17 protein-coding genes are annotated in these 17,885 nt (G+C 68.8%); 14 read left to right on the plus strand and 3 right to left on the minus strand.

Annotated elements, in window-relative coordinates:
* Positions 1 to 142: 142 nt before the first annotated feature.
* The 10 genes from argC to LDO15_RS07490 all read left to right on the plus strand — a co-directional run bounded on the left by argC (position 143) and on the right by LDO15_RS07490 (position 10,416).
* A complete protein-coding gene (gene argC, locus LDO15_RS07445) occupies positions 143 to 1,174 on the plus strand; it encodes an N-acetyl-gamma-glutamyl-phosphate reductase (protein ID WP_223985503.1) in 1,032 nt (343 codons plus the stop codon).
* A complete protein-coding gene (gene argJ, locus LDO15_RS07450) occupies positions 1,171 to 2,337 on the plus strand; it encodes a bifunctional glutamate N-acetyltransferase/amino-acid acetyltransferase ArgJ (RefSeq protein WP_223985506.1) in 1,167 nt (388 codons plus the stop codon). The genes argC and argJ overlap by 4 nt, the downstream gene beginning before the upstream one ends.
* A 50-nt stretch (positions 2,338 to 2,387) precedes the next feature.
* On the plus strand, positions 2,388 to 3,317 hold the full coding sequence (gene argB, locus LDO15_RS07455) for an acetylglutamate kinase (RefSeq protein WP_223985509.1): 930 nt from the start codon (positions 2,388 to 2,390) through the stop codon (positions 3,315 to 3,317).
* Entirely contained in the window at positions 3,314 to 4,627 is a 1,314-nt protein-coding gene (locus tag LDO15_RS07460; RefSeq protein WP_223985512.1) for an acetylornithine transaminase, read from the plus strand. Before argB ends, LDO15_RS07460 begins: the two co-directional genes overlap by 4 nt.
* An 8-nt stretch (positions 4,628 to 4,635) precedes the next feature.
* Positions 4,636 to 5,649, plus strand: coding sequence for an ornithine carbamoyltransferase (gene argF, locus LDO15_RS07465; RefSeq protein ID WP_223987183.1), 1,014 nt, complete (start codon positions 4,636 to 4,638; stop codon positions 5,647 to 5,649).
* Positions 5,649 to 6,179, plus strand: a complete 531-nt coding sequence (locus tag LDO15_RS07470) for an arginine repressor (RefSeq protein ID WP_223985515.1) — start codon at positions 5,649 to 5,651, stop codon at positions 6,177 to 6,179. The genes argF and LDO15_RS07470 overlap by 1 nt, the downstream gene beginning before the upstream one ends.
* 112 nt (positions 6,180 to 6,291) lie before the next feature.
* Positions 6,292 to 7,497 (plus strand): argininosuccinate synthase, encoded by a 1,206-nt coding sequence (locus tag LDO15_RS07475; RefSeq protein ID WP_091249950.1) that lies wholly within the window; start codon positions 6,292 to 6,294, stop codon positions 7,495 to 7,497.
* Positions 7,494 to 8,981 (plus strand): argininosuccinate lyase, encoded by a 1,488-nt coding sequence (argH, locus tag LDO15_RS07480; RefSeq protein WP_223985518.1) that lies wholly within the window; start codon positions 7,494 to 7,496, stop codon positions 8,979 to 8,981. Before LDO15_RS07475 ends, argH begins: the two co-directional genes overlap by 4 nt.
* Positions 8,982 to 9,101: 120 nt before the next feature.
* Positions 9,102 to 9,641 carry a pyridoxamine 5'-phosphate oxidase family protein gene (locus LDO15_RS07485; protein WP_223985521.1) on the plus strand — a complete coding sequence of 180 codons (540 nt, stop codon included), beginning with the start codon at positions 9,102 to 9,104 and terminating at the stop codon, positions 9,639 to 9,641.
* 37 nt (positions 9,642 to 9,678) lie between these two features.
* The gene (locus LDO15_RS07490) at positions 9,679 to 10,416 is read left to right on the plus strand and encodes a maleylpyruvate isomerase family mycothiol-dependent enzyme (protein ID WP_223985524.1); all 738 of its coding nucleotides are present in this window, start codon (positions 9,679 to 9,681) and stop codon (positions 10,414 to 10,416) included.
* Positions 10,417 to 10,570: 154 nt separating this feature from the next.
* Here LDO15_RS07490 and LDO15_RS07495 read toward each other — a convergent pair whose 3' ends face one another.
* Both LDO15_RS07495 and LDO15_RS07500 read right to left on the minus strand, forming a co-directional pair.
* The gene (locus LDO15_RS07495; protein WP_223985527.1) at positions 10,571 to 11,089 is read right to left on the minus strand and encodes a methylated-DNA--[protein]-cysteine S-methyltransferase; all 519 of its coding nucleotides are present in this window, start codon (positions 11,087 to 11,089) and stop codon (positions 10,571 to 10,573) included.
* Positions 11,086 to 12,633, minus strand: a complete 1,548-nt coding sequence (locus tag LDO15_RS07500) for an AlkA N-terminal domain-containing protein (protein WP_223985529.1) — start codon at positions 12,631 to 12,633, stop codon at positions 11,086 to 11,088. The genes LDO15_RS07495 and LDO15_RS07500 overlap by 4 nt, the downstream gene beginning before the upstream one ends.
* Before the next feature lie 90 nt (positions 12,634 to 12,723).
* Here LDO15_RS07500 and LDO15_RS07505 point away from each other — a divergent pair, with 90 nt between their 5' ends.
* Positions 12,724 to 13,524, plus strand: coding sequence for a DNA-3-methyladenine glycosylase (locus tag LDO15_RS07505; protein WP_223985531.1), 801 nt, complete (start codon positions 12,724 to 12,726; stop codon positions 13,522 to 13,524).
* A gap of 136 nt (positions 13,525 to 13,660) precedes the next feature.
* The gene (locus tag LDO15_RS07510; RefSeq protein WP_223985533.1) at positions 13,661 to 14,182 is read left to right on the plus strand and encodes a hypothetical protein; all 522 of its coding nucleotides are present in this window, start codon (positions 13,661 to 13,663) and stop codon (positions 14,180 to 14,182) included.
* A 4-nt stretch (positions 14,183 to 14,186) separates the two neighbouring features.
* Here the strand turns inward: LDO15_RS07510 and LDO15_RS07515 are convergent, their stop codons facing one another.
* Positions 14,187 to 14,801 carry a GNAT family protein gene (locus LDO15_RS07515; protein WP_223985535.1) on the minus strand — a complete coding sequence of 205 codons (615 nt, stop codon included), beginning with the start codon at positions 14,799 to 14,801 and terminating at the stop codon, positions 14,187 to 14,189.
* A 137-nt stretch (positions 14,802 to 14,938) separates the two neighbouring features.
* Between LDO15_RS07515 and LDO15_RS07520 the strand changes: the two genes are divergently transcribed.
* On the plus strand, positions 14,939 to 15,496 hold the full coding sequence (locus tag LDO15_RS07520) for an adenine phosphoribosyltransferase (protein WP_223985537.1): 558 nt from the start codon (positions 14,939 to 14,941) through the stop codon (positions 15,494 to 15,496).
* 150 nt (positions 15,497 to 15,646) lie between these two features.
* Complete coding sequence (locus tag LDO15_RS07525) at positions 15,647 to 17,875, plus strand: AAA family ATPase (RefSeq protein ID WP_223985539.1); 2,229 nt, start codon at positions 15,647 to 15,649, stop codon at positions 17,873 to 17,875.
* The last annotated feature ends 10 nt before the right edge of the window (positions 17,876 to 17,885 follow it).

The following is a 17,885-nucleotide window of genomic DNA, read 5'->3' on the forward strand; positions in this document are numbered from 1 at the left end:
CGCAACGGAATCCTCTGCCGGCGCAATTCCGGAAGGCGGCCCAAATCCCGGACACAGGACAGCACCGGACCCAAATCGGACAAAGCACCATCGATGCATAAATATCGGCATCTATGCATACTCTTGCTGTATAGTCGTGCTTATGACTATTTCTGTTGCCGTATCCGGGGCGAGCGGTTATGCCGGCGGCGAGGTCCTGCGGCTCCTCGCCGGTCACCCCGACGTCACGATCGGCGCCATCACGGCCCACAGCAACGCCGGTTCCAGACTAGGGGAATTGCAGCCGCATCTCCATGGCCTGGCGGACCGGATCCTCGAAGACACCACGGTGGATAACCTGGCCGGGCACGACGTCGTGTTCCTGGCGCTTCCGCACGGGGCGTCCGCGGAGATTGCGGCCAAGCTGCCCGCCGGGACGCTGGTGATCGACGCCGGCGCGGACCACCGCCTCGAGGACCCCGAGGCCTGGCAGAAGTTCTACGGCTCCGCGCACGCCGGAACCTGGCCCTACGGCCTGCCGGAACTGCCCGGCCAGCGTGAGGCCCTCCGCGGCGCCACCCGGATCGCCGTCCCGGGCTGCTATCCGACGTCGGCCCTCCTTGCCCTCACGCCCGGCTTCAGCAATCACCTGCTGCAGGGCGACGACGTCGTCATCGTCTCCGCGTCCGGCACCTCGGGGGCCGGCAAGGCCGCCAAGGTGAACCTGATCGGCGCCGAGGTCATGGGCTCCATGAGCCCCTACGGCGTGGGCGGCGGACACCGGCACACCCCGGAGATTGAACAGGGGCTCTCCAAGGCCCTGAACTCTCCGGTCACCGTGTCCTTCACGCCCACGCTGGCGCCGATGAGCCGGGGCATCCTCACGACGGCGACAGCCAAGATTCGTGAGGGAGTCACCGCCGGGGAGCTGCGCCGCGCCTGGAGCGAGGCCTACGACGACGAACCGTTCGTCCACCTGCTCGCCGAAGGCCACTGGCCCTCCACCAAGTCGGTCCAGGGTTCGAACCACACAGTCATGCAGCTTGCCTTCGATGAGCACACGGGCCGCGTGATCGTGTGCTGCGCCATCGACAACCTGACCAAGGGAACCGCCGGCGGGGCCGTGCAGTCCATGAACATTGCCCTCGGCCTGGCGGAAACCGCCGGCCTCAACCTTCAGGGAGTCGCACCGTGAGCATCACCGCACCGCAGGGATTCCGCGCCGCCGGGGTCACGGCCGGCCTCAAGGCCTCCGGCAAGCCGGACCTGGCCCTCGTGGTCAACGACGGCCCGGCCAAGGCCGCCGCCGCGGTCTTCACCTCCAACCGGGTCGCCGCGGCCCCCGTGCACTGGTCCCGCGAGGTGGTCAAGGACGGCCGCGTGGACGCCGTCATCCTCAACTCCGGCGGAGCCAACGCCTGCACCGGACCCCAAGGCTTCCAGAACACGCACACCACCGCGGAGAAGACCGCCGAAGCGCTGGGCGCCTCCGCGACCGACGTCGTAGTGTGTTCCACCGGCCTGATCGGCGAGCAGCTGCCCATGGACAAGATCCTCGCCGGGATCGGCTCCGCCACTGCCGCTCTGGCCGCCGACGGCGGTCCGGCGGCAGCCACCGCGATCATGACCACGGACTCCGTGTCCAAGCAGGCCGTTTTCACCGGTACGGACGCCGAGGGCAAGGAGTTCACCATCGGCGGCATGGCCAAGGGCGCCGGCATGCTGGCCCCGGGCCTCGCCACCATGCTGGTGGTCCTCACCACCGACGCCGACGTCCAGCCGGAAATGCTCGACGTCGTCCTCCGCGACGCCACCCGGGTCACTTTCGACCGCGCGGACTCCGACGGCTGCATGTCCACCAACGACACCGTGGTGCTCCTGGCGTCGGGAGCCTCCGGCGCCGTGCCGTCCGCCGTCGATTTCGGCGCCGGGCTGACCCAGGTCTGCGCCGAACTGGCCCGCAAACTGATCGGCGACGCCGAGGGCGCCAGCCACGACATCGCAATCCGGACGTTCAACGCCGCGAGCGAGCGGGACGCCGAGATCGTCAGCCGCGCCGTCGCCCGCTCCAACCTGTTCAAGACCGCGATCTTCGGCAAGGACCCGAACTGGGGCCGCGTGCTCTCCGCCGTCGGCACCACCGACGCGGCATTCGATCCGGACCAGCTCAATGTGTCCATGAACGGCGTGCAGATCTGCCGCAACGGCAGCATCGGCGATGACCGGAACCTCGTGGACCTGGAGCCGCGCGAGGTCCTGGTCGAAATCGACCTGCAGGCCGGCGAGGCCGAGGCCACGATCCTCACGAACGACCTCACGCACGACTACGTCCACGAAAACAGCGCCTACTCGAGCTGACCCCCCGCGGGAAGGACGACCAGTAAGGACGAACAGTTAGGACGGACCGCATGAACACCCAGACCCGCGAGACCACTTCCATGTCCGACGCCCGGGACAAAGCCGCCACGCTGATCGAGGCACTGCCCTGGATCCAGCGCTTTGCCGGCACCACCATGGTGATCAAGTACGGCGGCAACGCCATGGTCAATGACGAGCTCCGCCGCGCTTTCGCCGAGGACGTCGTCTTCCTGCACCACGTCGGTATACACCCCGTGGTGGTGCACGGCGGCGGCCCGCAGATCAACGCCATGCTCAGCCGGCTCGGGATCGAGTCCGAGTTCAAGGGCGGCCTGCGCGTCACCACGCCCGAGGCCATGGACGTCGTCCGGATGGTCCTCACCGGCCAGGTGGGACGTGAACTCGTGGGCCTGATCAACTCGCACGGCCCGTACGCCGTCGGCATGTCCGGTGAAGACGGGGGACTGCTCCGCGCCGTCCGCACCGGCACCGTGGTGGACGGCGAAGAAGTGGACCTGGGGTTGGTCGGGGAAGTGGTGGGCGTCAACCCGGAAGGGATCGTGGACATCCTCGCGGCCGGCCGGATCCCGGTGGTTTCCACTGTTGCCCCGGAGATCTCCGCAGACGGTTCCACCACCGGGCAGGTACTCAATGTCAACGCGGACACGGCAGCGGCTGCGGTCGCGTCGGCCTTGGGTGCATCCAAGCTGGTCATCCTGACCGATGTCGAAGGCCTGTACGCCAACTGGCCGGACAGGTCATCGCTGATCTCGTCGCTGACGGCTTCGGAGCTGCGCGAGATGCTGCCGCGCCTTGAGTCCGGCATGATCCCGAAGATGGCGGCCTGCCTGAAAGCGATTGACGACGGCGTCGAACGAGCCCACATCGTGGACGGCCGGCTGCCTCACTCGATGCTCCTGGAAACCTTCACGACCGCGGGCATCGGTACCCAGGTCGTCCCCGACGAGGAAAGCAAATGAACCAGATCGAAATAGCACCCTCCACTGATCTTGAACACTCTCCCGTAGGGGAGCTTGTCCACTCGCACAGCAGCGGAGCCGAGTGGCTCTCCCGCTACTCCTCCTCGCTGCTGGGCGTCTTTGGCACCCCGCAGCGGGTCCTGGTCCGCGGCGCCGGCTGCCTAGTGTGGGACGCCGACGGCAAGGAGTATCTGGACCTGCTCGGCGGGATCGCGGTGAATGCCCTCGGTCACGCCCACCCGTTCGTGACGTCGGTGATCTCCAGCCAGCTGGCCACCCTGGGCCACGTCTCCAACTTCTTCACAAGCCCCACCCAGATTGCCCTGGCCGAGAAGATACTGGAACTGTCCAAGGCGCCGGCAGGCTCGAAGGTGTTCTTCACCAACTCCGGCACCGAGGCCGTCGAGGCGGCCTTCAAGCTGGCGCGCCGGAACATTGGCTCCAGCCACTCCGCTGACGCGGACAGCACTGACGCGGAGAGCGCAGTCAAGCCGCGCACCAAGATCATCGCGCTCGAAGGCGCGTTCCACGGGCGCACCATGGGCGCCCTCGCGCTCACCGCGAAAGAGGCGTACCGGGCGCCGTTCGAGCCGCTGCCCGGCGGCGTCGTGCATGTCCCGTTCGGTGACATCGAGGCACTCCGCGCCGCGGTGGACGAGACCACGGCAGCCGTCTTCCTCGAACCGATCCAGGGCGAGGCCGGCGTCCGGCCGCTGCCCGCCGGCTACCTTAAGGCTGCCCGCGAGGCCACGAGCGCTGCCGGCGCCCTGCTGATCCTCGACGAGGTCCAGACCGGCATCGGCCGCACCGGCAAGTGGCTGGCCAGTGAGGACGCCGGGATCGTGCCCGACGCCGTGACGCTCGCCAAGGGCCTGGGCGGCGGCTTCCCGATCGGCGCCCTTGTGACGTTCGGCCCGGAAACGTCCGCGCTGCTGACCGCCGGCCAGCACGGGACCACGTTCGGCGGCAACCCGGTGGCCACCGCGGCCGCCCTCGCCACCCTGCACGTCCTCGAAAACCAGGACGTCCTGGCCCACGTCCGGGCCGTCGGGGAGCACTTGCGCGCCGGACTCGCCGGAATCGACGGCGTGACCGAGGTCCGCGGCGAGGGGCTGCTGATCGGTTTCGACCTCGACGCCGACGTCGCCCCGGGCGTTGTTGCTGCCGGCCTCGACGCCGGGTTCATCGTCAACAGCCCGGGCCCGCACACGATCCGGCTGGCACCGCCGCTGATCCTGACCGCCGGGCAGGCCGACCGCTTCCTGGCCGCGCTGCCCGCCCTCCTCCAGACTGCAAAGGACACCAAGTGAGCGCCCCCGTGACCGTTTCAGTTCCTACCCGCCACTTCCTGAAGGACACGGACCTGAGCCCGGCCGAACAGGCCGAGGTCCTTGAGCTTGCCGTCCGGATGAAGGCCGCGCCGTACAGCGTGCAGCCCTTCGCCGCGGCGGCCAGCGGCCGCCAGACCGTGGCTGTCATCTTCGACAAAACCTCCACCCGGACCCGGGTCTCCTTCGCCACCGGCATCGCGGACATGGGCGGCAACGCGCTCATCATCAACCCCGGTGAGGCGCAGATCGGCCACAAGGAATCGGTCGAGGACACCGCCAAAGTGCTTGAACGCATGGTGTCCACCATCGTGTGGCGCACTGGTGCGCACGCGGGGCTCGTCGCGATGGCCGCAAACTCGCGCGTCCCGGTCATCAACGCCCTGTGCGATGACTACCACCCGTGCCAGCTCCTTGCCGACCTCCTGACCGTCAAGGAGCACAAGGGCGGGCTCAAGGGCCTGACCATGGCCTACCTGGGTGACTCCGCCAACAACATGGCCAACTCTTATCTGCTGGCCGGTGTCACAGCGGGCATGAACGTCCGTGTCGCCGGCCCGGACGGGTACCTGCCGTCCCCGGAGATCGTCGCCGCCGCCGAGGACCGGGCCGCGGAGACCGGCGGCTCGGTGCTGGTGACGATCGATGCCGCCGAGGCCCTCCTCGGCGCCGACGTCGTCGCAACCGACACCTGGGTGTCCATGGGCCAGGAGGCGGAGAAGGAAGCGCGGATGAACCTCTTCCGCAACTATTCCGTGGACGCAGACGCGATGAAGCTCGCGGCGCCGGACGCCGTCGTGCTGCACTGCCTGCCGGCCTACCGGGGCTACGAGATCGCCGCGGACGTCATTGACGGCCCGCAGTCCGTGGTCTGGGACGAGGCCGAAAACCGGCTCCACGCCCAGAAGGCGCTCATGGCCTGGCTTATGCACCGCTCCGGCCTGGCTGTTGTTGACGGGCTCGCGCCAGTCGATGGGCCGGCACCGGTGGACGGCTTGGCCTGATGTCCGTCCAGCCAGCCTCTCCGGGGGCCAGCCCGGCCACCAAGACGGCCCGGCAGGCGCGGATCACGGCGATTCTGACCGGCGAATCCGTACGCTCACAGGCCGAACTCGCGGCGCTGCTCGCGGACGACGGCGTGCAGGTCACCCAGGCCACGCTCTCCCGCGATCTCGTGGAACTCGGCGCGGTCCGGGTCCGCGGCAAGGACGGCGTGCTCGTCTACGCCGTCCCGGGGGAGGGCGGCGAACGCGGGGCCAAGAGCGGCGTCACGCAGGAAATCCTCGATGCCCGGCTGAGCCGGCTGTGCGGGGAACTGCTGGTCACCGCCGAGGCTTCAGCCAACCTCGTGGTGCTCAGGACCCCGCCGGGCGCCGCGAACTTCCTGGCCCTCGCGATCGACCACTCCGTGATGCCCTCCATCCTGGGCACCATCGCGGGGGACGACACCGTCCTCCTGGTCACCCGGGATCCCCTGGGCGGCGCGGACGTCGCCGCCCGCTTCCTGCAGTTCGCCGAGGAAGCCGGCCAATAAGCCACACCCTGAGCCTTTCAAGGGACCGGTCCCACCGGGCTTGTGACAGGCTTGCAACAGACAGATTTTTCCCAGACTTGCAGCATCACCAAACAACTAAGGAGCATTTGAAGTGACTGAGCGTATTGTTCTGGCCTACTCCGGTGGCCTGGATACTTCCGTAGCCATCGGCTGGATCGGTGAAGCCACCGGCGCCGAGGTCATCGCCGTGGCGGTCGACGTCGGACAGGGCGGCGAATCGCTGGAAACCATCCGCCAGCGCGCCTTGGGCTGCGGCGCCGTCGAGGCCTACGTCGCCGACGCCAGCGACGAGTTCGCCAACGAGTACTGCGTCCCCACGCTGAAGGCTAACGCCCTCTACCAGGGCCACTACCCGCTGGTCTCCGCCATCTCCCGCCCGGTGATCGTCAAGCACCTGGTCAAGGCGGCCCGCGAATTCGGTGCCACCACCGTGGCCCACGGCTGCACCGGCAAGGGCAACGACCAGGTCCGCTTCGAGGTCGGCATCCAGACCCTCGGCCCGGACCTGAAGTGCATCGCCCCGGTCCGCGACCTCGCCCTGACCCGCGACAAGGCCATCGCCTTCGCCGAGGAAAAGGGACTGCCGATCGAGACCACGAAGAAGAACCCGTACTCGATCGACCAGAACGTCTGGGGCCGCGCCGTCGAGACCGGCTACCTCGAGGACATCTGGAACGCCCCCACCAAGGACATCTACGACTACACCGCCACCCCGGAATTCCCGCCGGCACCGGATGAAGTCACCATCTCCTTCGAGGCCGGCGTGCCGGTCGCGATCGACGGCGTCAAGGTCACGCCGCTGCAGGCCATCAAGGAACTCAACCGCCGTGCCGGCGCCCAGGGCGTCGGCCGGATTGACGTCGTCGAGGACCGCCTGGTCGGCATCAAGTCCCGCGAAATCTACGAGGCCCCCGGTGCCATGGCCCTGATCACGGCCCACAAGCACCTCGAGGACATCACGATCGAGCGCGAGCAGGCCCGCTTCAAGGCCACGGTCGGCCAGCGCTGGGCCGAGCTGGTCTACGACGGCCAGTGGTTCTCCCCGCTCAAGCGCTCCCTCGACGCCTTCATCGAAGACACCCAGCGCTACGTCTCCGGCGACATCCGCATGGTCCTGCACGGCGGCCAGGCGATCGTCAACGGACGCCGCTCCGAGACCTCGCTCTACGACTTCGACCTCGCCACGTACGACACCGGCGACACCTTCGACCAGTCCATGGCGCGCGGCTTCATCGAGCTGTGGGGCATGTCCGCCAAGGTTGCCTCCGGCCGCGACATCCGCGTCGCAGGAAAGTGAGTCAGCAGCAGGGCCCACGGGCGCAGGGGTCCCCGGCCGAGCGAAGCGAGGCTGGGGTGCGCCCGGGGACGAGGTCCGCCACAAATGAAGGCGCGCTGTGGGGCGGCCGGTTCGCCGGCGGCCCCGCGGACGCCCTCGCGGCGCTGAGCAAGTCCACGCACTTTGACTGGCGGCTGGCCCGCTACGACATCGCCGGGTCCAAGGCGCACGCCCGCGTGCTGCACAAGGCCGGGCTGCTGGACGACGCCGAACTGGAAGGCATGCTTGCCGCCCTGACGCAGCTGGACGAGGACGTCGCCTCCGGCGCATACCTGCCCGCGGAATCCGATGAGGACGTGCACGGCTCGCTGGAGCGCGGACTGATCGAGCGCGCCGGCACCCAGCTGGGCGGCAAGCTCCGTGCCGGCCGGTCCCGCAACGACCAGGTGGCCACGCTGGGCCGGATGTTCCTGCGTGACCACGCCCGGATCATCGCCCGCGGCGTGCTCGCCACGATCGATGCGCTCGTGGAGCAGGCCAAGGCCCACCAGGGTGTGGCCATGCCGGGCCGCACCCACCTCCAGCACGCCCAGCCGGTGCTGCTCAGCCACCACCTGCTGGCCCACGCCTGGGCGCTGCTGCGCGATGTGCAGCGGCTGGCCGACTGGGACAAGCGCGCCGGGGTATCGCCCTACGGCTCCGGCGCCCTTGCCGGTTCCTCTCTGGGCCTGGACCCGGAAGCCGTGGCCGCGGAACTGGGCTTCTTCTCGGCCACGCACAACTCGATCGACGGCACCGCCTCCCGCGACGTCTTCGCCGAATTCGCCTGGATCACGGCCATGATCGGCGTGGACCTGTCCCGGGTGTCGGAGGAAGTCATCCTGTGGGCCACGAAGGAGTTCTCCTTCGTCACTCTGCACGATTCCTACTCCACCGGCTCCTCGATCATGCCGCAGAAGAAGAACCCGGACGTGGCCGAGCTTGCACGCGGCAAGGCCGGCCGGCTGATCGGCAACCTGACCGGGCTCCTGGCCACGCTCAAGGGCCTGCCGCTCGCGTACAACCGCGACCTGCAGGAGGACAAGGAACCGGTCTTCGACGCCGCCGACACCCTGGAAGTCCTGCTTCCGGCTGTCTCCGGCATGATCGCGACCCTGAAGTTCAACACCGAGCGGATGGAATCCCTGGCACCTCAGGGCTTCGCGCTGGCCACGGACATTGCTGAATGGCTGGTCCGTCAGGGCGTTCCGTTCCGTGAGGCGCACGAGCTCTCCGGGGCCGCGGTCAAGCAGGCCGAAAGCCGCGGCGTCGAGCTCTGGGACCTGACGGATGAGGAATACGCGGCCATCTCGGAGCACCTGACGCCGGAGGTCCGCACGGTCCTGTCCACCGAAGGCTCGCTCAACAGCCGGAACTCCCAGGGCGGCACGGCACCGGCCGCCGTCGAACGCCAGCTGCTGGCCCTTGCGGCCGAGCTCGACGGCGTCCGCGAGTACGCGGGCTAGGACCCAGCCAGGGCCCCGCCCCGCGCGAGGGGGCGGATGCCCCGCGAGGCAGCACTTCGCGGCAGTGTCGTCGAACGACACTGCCGCGAAATGCCAACTCGCGGTGTTTAAAGTGGGTGCATGAGCGAAACGTTCCGCCAGTTGCTGCGTGCCCTGCCCGATTTCCCCGAGCGCCTCCCGGACTTTGACCCGGCCACGGCCCCCGCGGACCCTGCGGAACTCTTCCGGCTGTGGCTCGCCGAAGCCCTGGACGCCGGAGTACCGCAGCCCAACGCCTGCAGCCTGGCCACGGCCGACGGGCACGGCCGGCCGTCGTCACGGATGCTGATCCTCAAGGACATCGACGCCGAGGGCTGGCATTTCGCCACGTCCCGGGATTCCCGCAAGGGACACGAGCTCGCGGCCAACCCGCACGCCGCACTGAATTTCTTCTGGCAGCAGCAGGGACGCCAGGTCCGGGTGGCCGGGGCCGTCGTGGAGTTGTCCGCCGAGGCCTCGGCCGCGGACTGGCATGCGCGGCCCGGCGCGGACGGCAGCGAGAACCCCGGCTGGCAGCTTTACGCGGTGCGTCCGCGGGAGATCGAATTCTGGCAGGCACGGCATGACCGACGGCACATCCGGCACCGCTACACCCCCGCTAATCAGGGTCCGTTCAGTTAACCATGGTTAATCCATCGGCTCCGTTAGGATGGGCGTTATGACCGCAATCACACCAGAGAAGCTCCGGGACGAACTGCACCGGGCCGCCGACGCCGTGGCCGCGATTACTGCCTCGTTCTCGGAAGAGGACATCAAGGCGCCGTCGGAACTGCCCGGCTGGACCCGCGGGCACGTGCTGGCCCACATCTGCGGCATCGCCACCGCAATGGCCCGCCAGCTCGAATTTGCGGCCCGCGGTGAGACCATTGAGCTCTACGACGGCGGCTATGACGGCCGCACCCGCGCCATCGACATGGCTGCCGGCCACAGCCTCGCGGAACACCGGGCAGACCTCGAAGCATCGTTGGAAAGGGCGCTGCGTGCCTTCGACTCCCTCGATGAGTCGGGCTGGCGCGTGCCCATCAGCTACCGCGGAGGAGTCGTGTTCGACGGCGGCCTGGCGCTGTGGCGCGAACTCGTGATCCATGCCACCGACCTCGGCACCGGCCGCGGACCGGAGACCTGGAGCCGGCCCTTCTGCGAGCATCTTTTCGATTTCCTCTCCGCACGGGTGCCGGACGGCCAGCGGTTTGTGCTCCAGCCGCTGGGCCTGCCCGGCCGGGGAATCGGAAGCGGAGGGCGTTCCACCGTTATCAGCGGCATGATCACCGATATCGCCGCCTGGCTCGCCGGGCGCACGCCCACCCTCGGGAGCCTGCGCGCCACGGCAGCGGCCGACGGCGTCGACCTCCCGGAACTGCTGCCCTGGCCTGCCGGAGTGCCCGTCAACAACTAGGCGGCCCACGGTATTCCTGGCGGGCTTGGGCGCCTATTGCCGGCCCTTCGCCGGGCCTGGTACCAGGCCGCGTCCTAACGCCGCGCCACCCAAGTGCCGCGCAAACCTAAGGCCGCGCAAAACCTAACGCGGCGCCACCCAAGTGCCGCGCACCCTAGGGCCGCGCCGCGGCGAGGGCGAGTTCGCGTTCCCGGTCGAGCAGGCTGCCTTTGACGGCCAGCCCCCAGCGGAAGCCGCCCAGCGTCCCGTCGGTGCGGATGACCCGGTGGCATGGCACGAAAAGGGCCGCCGCGTTGAAGGCGCAGGCACTGGCTGCCGCGCGGACGGCCTTGGCGTTGCCGGAGAGTTCCGCATACTCCGTGTAGGTCACGGGGCGCCCCGGCGCGACCGTGCGGAGCACGTCCCAAGCGTGGCTGCGGAAGGGGCCGGATTTTTGCAGCACGGCCACCCCCATGGCCGGTTCCGGATCACCGGAGTAGAACGCCTCGACCGCGTCGGAGATGGCGCCGAGGCCGGTGACCGTTTCGAATTCGGCCGGCAGCAGGTCCGCGTGGATCTGCCCGGTCAGCTCGCCCGGGACGGCGGTCCAGCCCGATGAGAGCACGGAACCGTCACGGGCAATGATGGTGAAGGGACCGTCCGGGGTGGACATGGTCAACAACTGGGCTTTCATGGTGTCGCTTTCTTCGGAGTCTTTATCGGAGCCTTTTTAGGAGCCTTTTTAGGAGCCTGTGTCGGAGTGAGGGATGGCGTGCGCGCCGCGGCCTGGGCAGCCGCCGCCGCGCGCCAAAGGTGCATCGTGGCATAGGAGCGCCAAGGGCTGACTTCACGGAAATCGGGGGTCAGGGCGGCGCCGTCCGGTGCTTGGGTCAGCGACCGGATGCCGTTGCGGACCGCGGCGTCGTTGGCCAGGAACACGTCCGGGGCGCCGATGACCCGCATCGCGACGTAGCCCACGGTCCACGGCCCGACGCCGGCCAGCGGCAGGAGCTTTGCCTCCAGGCCCCGCAGGTCATCGCCGTAGCCGAAGTCCAGGTCCCCGGTGGCCATCGCCGCCGCGGCGCCGCGGACGGCATCAATCCGCCGCTTCGGGCCGCGGAGCAGTTCGAAGCCGGTCTCCGCGATCTGCGCCGCCGTCGGAAACAGCCGGTGGAGGCCGTCGTCGGGGACCAGGCTCTCGCTGCCGGCCGCGGAAAGCTGGGCCAGGGCGGTCCGCGCGGCGGCCACCGTGATCTGCTGGCCAATCATGGCCCGGATCAACAGCTCCTGCGGATCAACGGCGCCGGGCATCCGCATGCCCGGCGTGCGTGCCACCGCTGCGGCGAGGCGGGGATCGGCGGCGAGGGCGGCATCGATGGCGACGGGGTCGGCGTCGAGGTCCAGCAGGCGCCGGACCCTGCTCAGCAGGGCTGCCAGGTCCCTCAGGTCCACAGCCCCGATGGTCAGCGCCAGCGGACGCCCGGCCGTGCCGGCGTCGTAATCCACGCGGAACCGGGCATCGCCGTGGGTCAGCCTCAGGGTCCGGGCGTACGAAGTGGACGTGCCTTCCTCGATCCCGGGGATGGCCCGGACGGCCAGGAAGTCGAACACGCCGGGATCGAATGGTTCCCGGTACGGCAGGTTGAGGGTGAGCGCCGTGGTCGCCGCAGGAGCGCGGTGATGCCGGGCCGTGGCCCGCAGCGCGGAGGGCGTCATGGCAAAGACCTCGCCGATGGTCTCGTTGAACTGGCGCACGCTGCTGAAACCTGCGGCGAAGGCGATGTCCGAGACCTTCATTGCGGTGGAGACCAGCAGGGTCCGGGCGGTCTGGGCCCGGCTCGCCCGCGCCAGGGACAGCGGACCGGCACCGAGTTCGTGGCTCAGGATCCGGTTGAGCTGGCGCGAGGAGTAGCCCAGCCGGGACGCCAGCCCCTCGACACCGTCGCGGTTAATCACGCCGTCGTTGATCAGCCGCATGGCGCGGCCGGCGATGTCCGATCGCACGTTCCAGGCCGGCGTTCCGGGGACGGCCTCCGGCAGGCAGCGCTTGCAAGCCCGGTAGCCGGCGTCGTGCGCGGCGGCGGAGGTTTCGTAGAACGTGACGTTGTCCGCCTTGGGCGTCCGGGCGGGGCATGAGGGCCGGCAGTAAATGCCGGTGGTCCGGACAGCGGTATAGAACTGCCCGTCGAAACGGGTGTCGCGGGCGTCGATTGCCCGGTAGCGCTGCCAGAAGTCCATGACCCCATCCTGCCAGCTTCGCCGGGCACCTGCTAGCGGAATTCGGACACGGCCGTGGGACGTCCGGCAGGTGTTTGTTAAAGTCTGAACATGACTCCCAGCGCGCGTCCTGCCCCGTCTGGCGCCACCCCGGGCGCGGAGTCAGGCACACTATCAGGCCCGGAATCAGGCACGGCAGCGTCGCTCCGGGAGCTGCTCTCGGCGGATGCCCGGCACGTGGCGCCGCTGCTTCTCGGGGCTGTGCTGACGCACGCCGGGCGCGACGGCTCCGTCTCCGTGCGGATCACCGAAGTGGAGGCGTACCTGGGTCCGCACGATTCTCTGCACCCTGACCCCGGCTCCCACACCTTCCGCGGCCAGACGGCCCGGAATGCGCCGATGTTCGGACCGGCCGGCCATCTCTATGTCTATTTCACCTACGGGATGCACCACTGTGCCAACATCGTCTGCGGGCCCGACGGCGTGGCGTCGGCGGTGCTGCTGCGGGCCGGCGAAGTGGTTGCCGGACAGGAGCTGGCCAGGGCGAGGCGCCCGGCGTCGAAATCCGACAACGACCTGGCGAGCGGGCCTGCCCGGCTTGCCACTGCGCTGGGGCTGACGACGGCGGACAGCGGACGGGATGCCCTCGCCGCGCCGTTCCGGCTGGAACTGCCCGCAAACCTGCCCGACACGTCCGGCGCGGGCATCAGCTCGGGTCCGCGCGTCGGCGTCTCCGGCGCTGGCGGCAGCCACGACTACCCCTGGCGGTTCTGGCTGACCGGCGACCCGACCGTCTCCCGCTACAAGGCGGCCAAGCAGGCACCCGCGGGAAAGGCGCCAAACACGACAAAGGCACCAAAAACGGCAAAGGCGCCAGATGCGGGAAAGGCGCTAGACACCGGCGGTACGTAGCACGACTCCCCTTCTGATGCCGGGCACCCGCGGTAGGGGATGATGAAGCATTATGGGCGAGGGGAAACGCGGAAAACCAGGCAGCGAGCTGGAAAGGCTAGAGATTTTTGCGCAGCTGGCCACGGAGTACTTCCGCATGGTTGAGCTGTTCACACCTGGTGGCGGGCCTGTCCCCGACGACCCGGCCGAGGGGGAGCGCCGGCACTGGGTCGAGCTTTTCCGGGCGGCACTTCTGCGCAAATTCATCGTTCCTGATGAACACGTTTCACTCAAACTCGTGGTGCGTGCCCTGCGCCTGTGCAATTACTCGGCGGACCCGCGGTTGACGGAGGGCACGAAGGAAGCGGCCACGTTGTTCACGAACGAGATGATCCGGGGCCGCCCGGCGCTGATGGCGGGGCTCGCCGAGAGTGATGGCGACCATGACCTCTTCGAGGACGTTCTCTACGGTCGGCTCCTGCATGGCGACGCCGACAGGTTTCACCGGTCCGGATGGGCGGAAGACTACCACCGGCTAAGTGCGGTGGCGGCCGGTCGCTTCGCCGCCGAGCGGGCGCTCAGGAAAGCGCTCGACGTCGTTTCCTACGGGCTCGCGAACGAACTCCTGCGGTCCCCGCAACCGGACGGCGATGCCGGGCCGTCCCCGGCAGAGGTGTAGGGACCTAGGCGGCGAACGTGCCGAACGCACGGTCGGCGCCGACGGCGAACGGGGCGAGGCGGCGCCGGAGATCTTCGCGGACTTGCGGCCACTCGTCCGCGAGGATCGAGAACACGGCGGTGTCCGCACGGCCTCCGTCGGGCGCCGCGCGGTGGCCGCGGAGCACCCCCTCGAACCGGGCACCGAGCCGTTGAATCGCCGTCGCGCTGCGAGTGTTGCGCGCGTCGCAGCGGAACGCCACCCGCTGGATGCCCAGTTCCTGATAGGCGTAGGCGAGGAGCATGTGCTTGCTCGCAGGATTGACGTGGCTGCCCCAGAACTGCCGTCCGTAGAAAGTCCCGCCGATTTCCAGCCGCTGTTGCGACGGGACATAGTCACGGAAGGATGTCGTGCCGAGGAGGGCGCCGGTGCGTCCGTCTGTTACGGCGAAAGGGATAGTGGCGGGTTCGTCCAGCCTGGACTGGAAGAGCGCGGCCAGTTCGCCGCTGGTCACGGGTAGCGGTGCCGCCAGGCCTGCCCACATGCCGGGATCCACGAAATCAAAGAGACCGGCCGCATGCTCCGGGGCGAGGGGAACCAGGCGGACCCCATGGCCGGTGAGGACGATTTCGTGTCGCATTGGAGCATTCAATCACCGCCGGGGTGGACGTGGCGGTGGCATTCGGCGCCGCTCGAGTGAACATTTGGTGACCGCCAGGTTGCCCGGGCTGCTGCGGTGCCGGCGGCCCTCTGGCTACCAGCCAGTAAGGTGGACGGGTGAATCTAAGCGAGCCAAACCAGACCAAATCAGCGCAACCGGTGGATCAACTGATCAGCAGCCTGTGTGCCACCATCCCGGACTATCCCAAACCCGGCATCAGCTTCAAGGATCTGACCCCGGTGTTCGCCGACGGGCCTGCCCTGGCGGCCGTGGTCGAGGCCCTCGTCGAACCTTTCAAGGGCCAGTTCGACGCCGTCGCCGGGGTCGAAGCCCGCGGGTTCCTGCTCGCGGCCGCCGCCGCGTACGCCACCGGTACCGGTGTGATCACGGTCCGGAAGGCCGGGAAGCTGCCGCGCGCCGTCGTCTCCGAGGACTACGCCCTGGAATACGGCACCGCCACCCTCGAACTGCACACGACCGATCTCGCGCCCGGGAGCCGGGTGCTGATTCTCGACGACGTACTCGCCACCGGCGGCACGCTCGGCGCCGCGGCACGGCTGTTCGAACGCTGCGGCATTCACGTGGCCGGCGTCGGCGTGGTCATGGAACTGGACGATCTCGGCGGCCGTGCGGCCCTGGCCAGCCATAACGTCCGTTCCCTGCTGCGGCTGTAACGGGCGCCGCGAGACTGGACCATTGGGTCTGGGTCGGTAGAATTCCCTGACGAAGACTGCCTTGGCATTGTTCGGGGGACGGGTAACAGCCACGTCTGCCGAAATGGCTGTAGAATGGTGGGTCTGTCTTTTTCGATAGGGGAACGTTCGATGCACGACGCTGATTTGGCCCATGAACGCGACTATGTGGCCGGACTTTACGCCCGGCTCGATGAGTTGCGGGCAGAAAAGCGCACCCAGCTGGCCCAGGTGCGACGTGCCGGTGCGGTGGGCACCATGCAGAACGTCTCCGAGCGCGATGCCTTCGCGGCACTGTACGAGGACCGCCTCGCCCAGCTCGACGCCGTCGACGACCGGCTCGTGTTCGGCCGCCTGGACCTGGACTCCGGTGAGGCCCAATACATCGGCCGCATCGGCCTGACCACCGAGGACCTGCAGCGGCTCATGGTCGACTGGCGGGCGCCCGAGGCCGGCCACTTCTACCAGGCCACGGCCTTCGACCGGCAGGGTGTCCGCCGCCGCCGTCACCTGATTCTGCAGGGCCGCGAGGTCAAGGCGATCGAAGACGACGTGCTCGACGCCGACATGCTCGCCGACAGTGATTCGCTCCAGGGCGAAGGCGCGCTGCTGGCTGCCCTGAACTCCAAGCGGACCGGCCGGATGTCAGACATCGTCGGCACCATCCAGTCCGAGCAGGACCGGATCATCCGTTCCTCCATTTCCGGTGCACTCGTGGTCCAGGGCGGGCCGGGCACCGGCAAGACCGCCGTCGCACTGCACCGCGCCGCTTACCTGCTGTACACGCACCGGGACCGGCTCAAGAGCGCCGGCGTCCTGCTGGTGGGACCGACCTCGTCCTTCATGAAGTACATCGAACGCGTGCTGCCCTCGCTTGGCGAGACCGGCGTCGTCATGGCGAGCTTGGGCCGGCTCATGCCCGGCATCACCGCCGTCGCCGAACTGGACTCCGCCGTTGCCGCCATCAAGGGCCGGCTGGACATGGCCGAGGTGGTGGCCAACGCCGTGGCCAACCGGCAGCGCATCCCGGCCGGAAACCGGATCCTGGAGGTCGACGGCCGCAAGCTCGTCCTCACCCCCCGGCAGGTCCGCCGCGCCAAGGAACGGGCGCGCGCCACGGGCAAGCCGCATAACGAGGCCCGCGTCTCGTTCGTCAAGATCCTGCTCCGCGAACTGACGGAGCAGATGACGGAGCTCGTGGAGGCCGGGAACATCGGCAACAATGCCGACCGCTCCTACCTGGCGGAGGACGTCCGCTCCGCCCGCGATGTCCGGATCGCCCTGAACCTGTGCTGGATGCCGATGACCCCGGAAAAGCTCGTGGGGGAGCTGCTGAGCAAGCCGGCCATCCTCGAGGCGTGCACGCCGAACCTCAGCCCGGAGGAGCGTGCGTTGCTGCTCCGTCCCGCCGGTTCGCCCTGGACCGAGTCGGACGTTCCGCTGCTCGACGAGGCCGCCGAACTGCTTGGCGAGCTTGATGCCGCCGCCGGACGCGGACTCGCGCAGCAGGAACAGGACCGTGCCCGTGACCTGGCCAACGCCAAGCAGACCCTGGTCAACATGGAGACCGCCGGCGTGGACGTCCTCGTCACGGCCGAAGACCTCGTGGACCAGAACCAGGAGCGTGAGACGCGGCTGACCGCTGCCGAACGCGCCACTACGGACCGCACTTGGGCCTTCGGGCACATCGTCGTGGACGAAGCGCAGGAGTTGTCACCCATGCAGTGGCGGCTGCTGGTCCGCCGCTGCCCGCTGAAGTCGTTCACGATCGTCGGCGACATCGCCCAGACGAGTTCCGTCGCCGGCGCCAACTCCTGGCACAGCGCACTGGGCCCCATGTTCGGCGACCGCTGGCAGCTCGAGGAACTGACCGTCAACTACCGCACGCCGTCCCAGATCGCCGAGGCCGCTGCCCGGATGGCCAACGCGGCCGGACTGGTGGTCTCGGCGCCCAAGGCCGTCAGGGAGGGGCGCTGGTCTCCGGTCATCGACCGTGTCGGCACAGGCGAGATCGTCAGCAAGCTCGTCGAGGTGCTGCCGGAGGAACTGGACGCCATCGAGGGCGGCCTTCTGGCGGTCATCGCCGATGGTGAGCTTCTCCCCGAGGCCAGCGCGGCACTGCGGGCCGTATACGGCCACCGCGTCGGTTCCGGTGCGGGCAGCTATGCGCAGGACATCGTGGTGATCAGCCCCCGCGAGGCCAAGGGACTGGAATTCGACGGCGTCGTGGTCCTGGAGCCGACGGCCATGCTCAACCACGAGCACGGCCGGGTGGGTGACCTGTATGTGGCCATGACCAGGCCCACGCAACGTCTGAGGCTCATCGCCGCCGCCGGGGTCCCGGCCGGCATCGAGGAGTAGGCCCGCTGCA

Source organism: Arthrobacter sp. NicSoilB8, assembly GCF_019977355.1.
Classification (GTDB): Bacteria; Actinomycetota; Actinomycetes; order Actinomycetales; family Micrococcaceae; genus Arthrobacter.

What these genes read in the sequence shown, in the direction of transcription:
- LDO15_RS07460 (WP_223985512.1), top strand. Translation starts at nt 3,314, where the DNA reads ATGAACCAGATCGAAATAGCACCCTCCACTGATCTTGAACACTCTCCC.
- LDO15_RS07505 (WP_223985531.1), top strand. Translation starts at nt 12,724, where the DNA reads ATGACTCCCAGCGCGCGTCCTGCCCCGTCTGGCGCCACCCCGGGCGCG.
- LDO15_RS07495 (WP_223985527.1), bottom strand. Translation starts at nt 11,089, where the DNA reads ATGAAAGCCCAGTTGTTGACCATGTCCACCCCGGACGGTCCCTTCACC.
- LDO15_RS07525 (WP_223985539.1), top strand. Translation starts at nt 15,647, where the DNA reads ATGCACGACGCTGATTTGGCCCATGAACGCGACTATGTGGCCGGACTT.
- argC (WP_223985503.1), top strand. Translation starts at nt 143, where the DNA reads ATGACTATTTCTGTTGCCGTATCCGGGGCGAGCGGTTATGCCGGCGGC.
- LDO15_RS07490 (WP_223985524.1), top strand. Translation starts at nt 9,679, where the DNA reads ATGACCGCAATCACACCAGAGAAGCTCCGGGACGAACTGCACCGGGCC.
- argB (WP_223985509.1), top strand. Translation starts at nt 2,388, where the DNA reads ATGAACACCCAGACCCGCGAGACCACTTCCATGTCCGACGCCCGGGAC.
- LDO15_RS07470 (WP_223985515.1), top strand. Translation starts at nt 5,649, where the DNA reads ATGTCCGTCCAGCCAGCCTCTCCGGGGGCCAGCCCGGCCACCAAGACG.
- LDO15_RS07485 (WP_223985521.1), top strand. Translation starts at nt 9,102, where the DNA reads ATGAGCGAAACGTTCCGCCAGTTGCTGCGTGCCCTGCCCGATTTCCCC.
- LDO15_RS07515 (WP_223985535.1), bottom strand. Translation starts at nt 14,801, where the DNA reads ATGCGACACGAAATCGTCCTCACCGGCCATGGGGTCCGCCTGGTTCCC.
- LDO15_RS07500 (WP_223985529.1), bottom strand. Translation starts at nt 12,633, where the DNA reads ATGGACTTCTGGCAGCGCTACCGGGCAATCGACGCCCGCGACACCCGT.
- LDO15_RS07510 (WP_223985533.1), top strand. Translation starts at nt 13,661, where the DNA reads ATGGTTGAGCTGTTCACACCTGGTGGCGGGCCTGTCCCCGACGACCCG.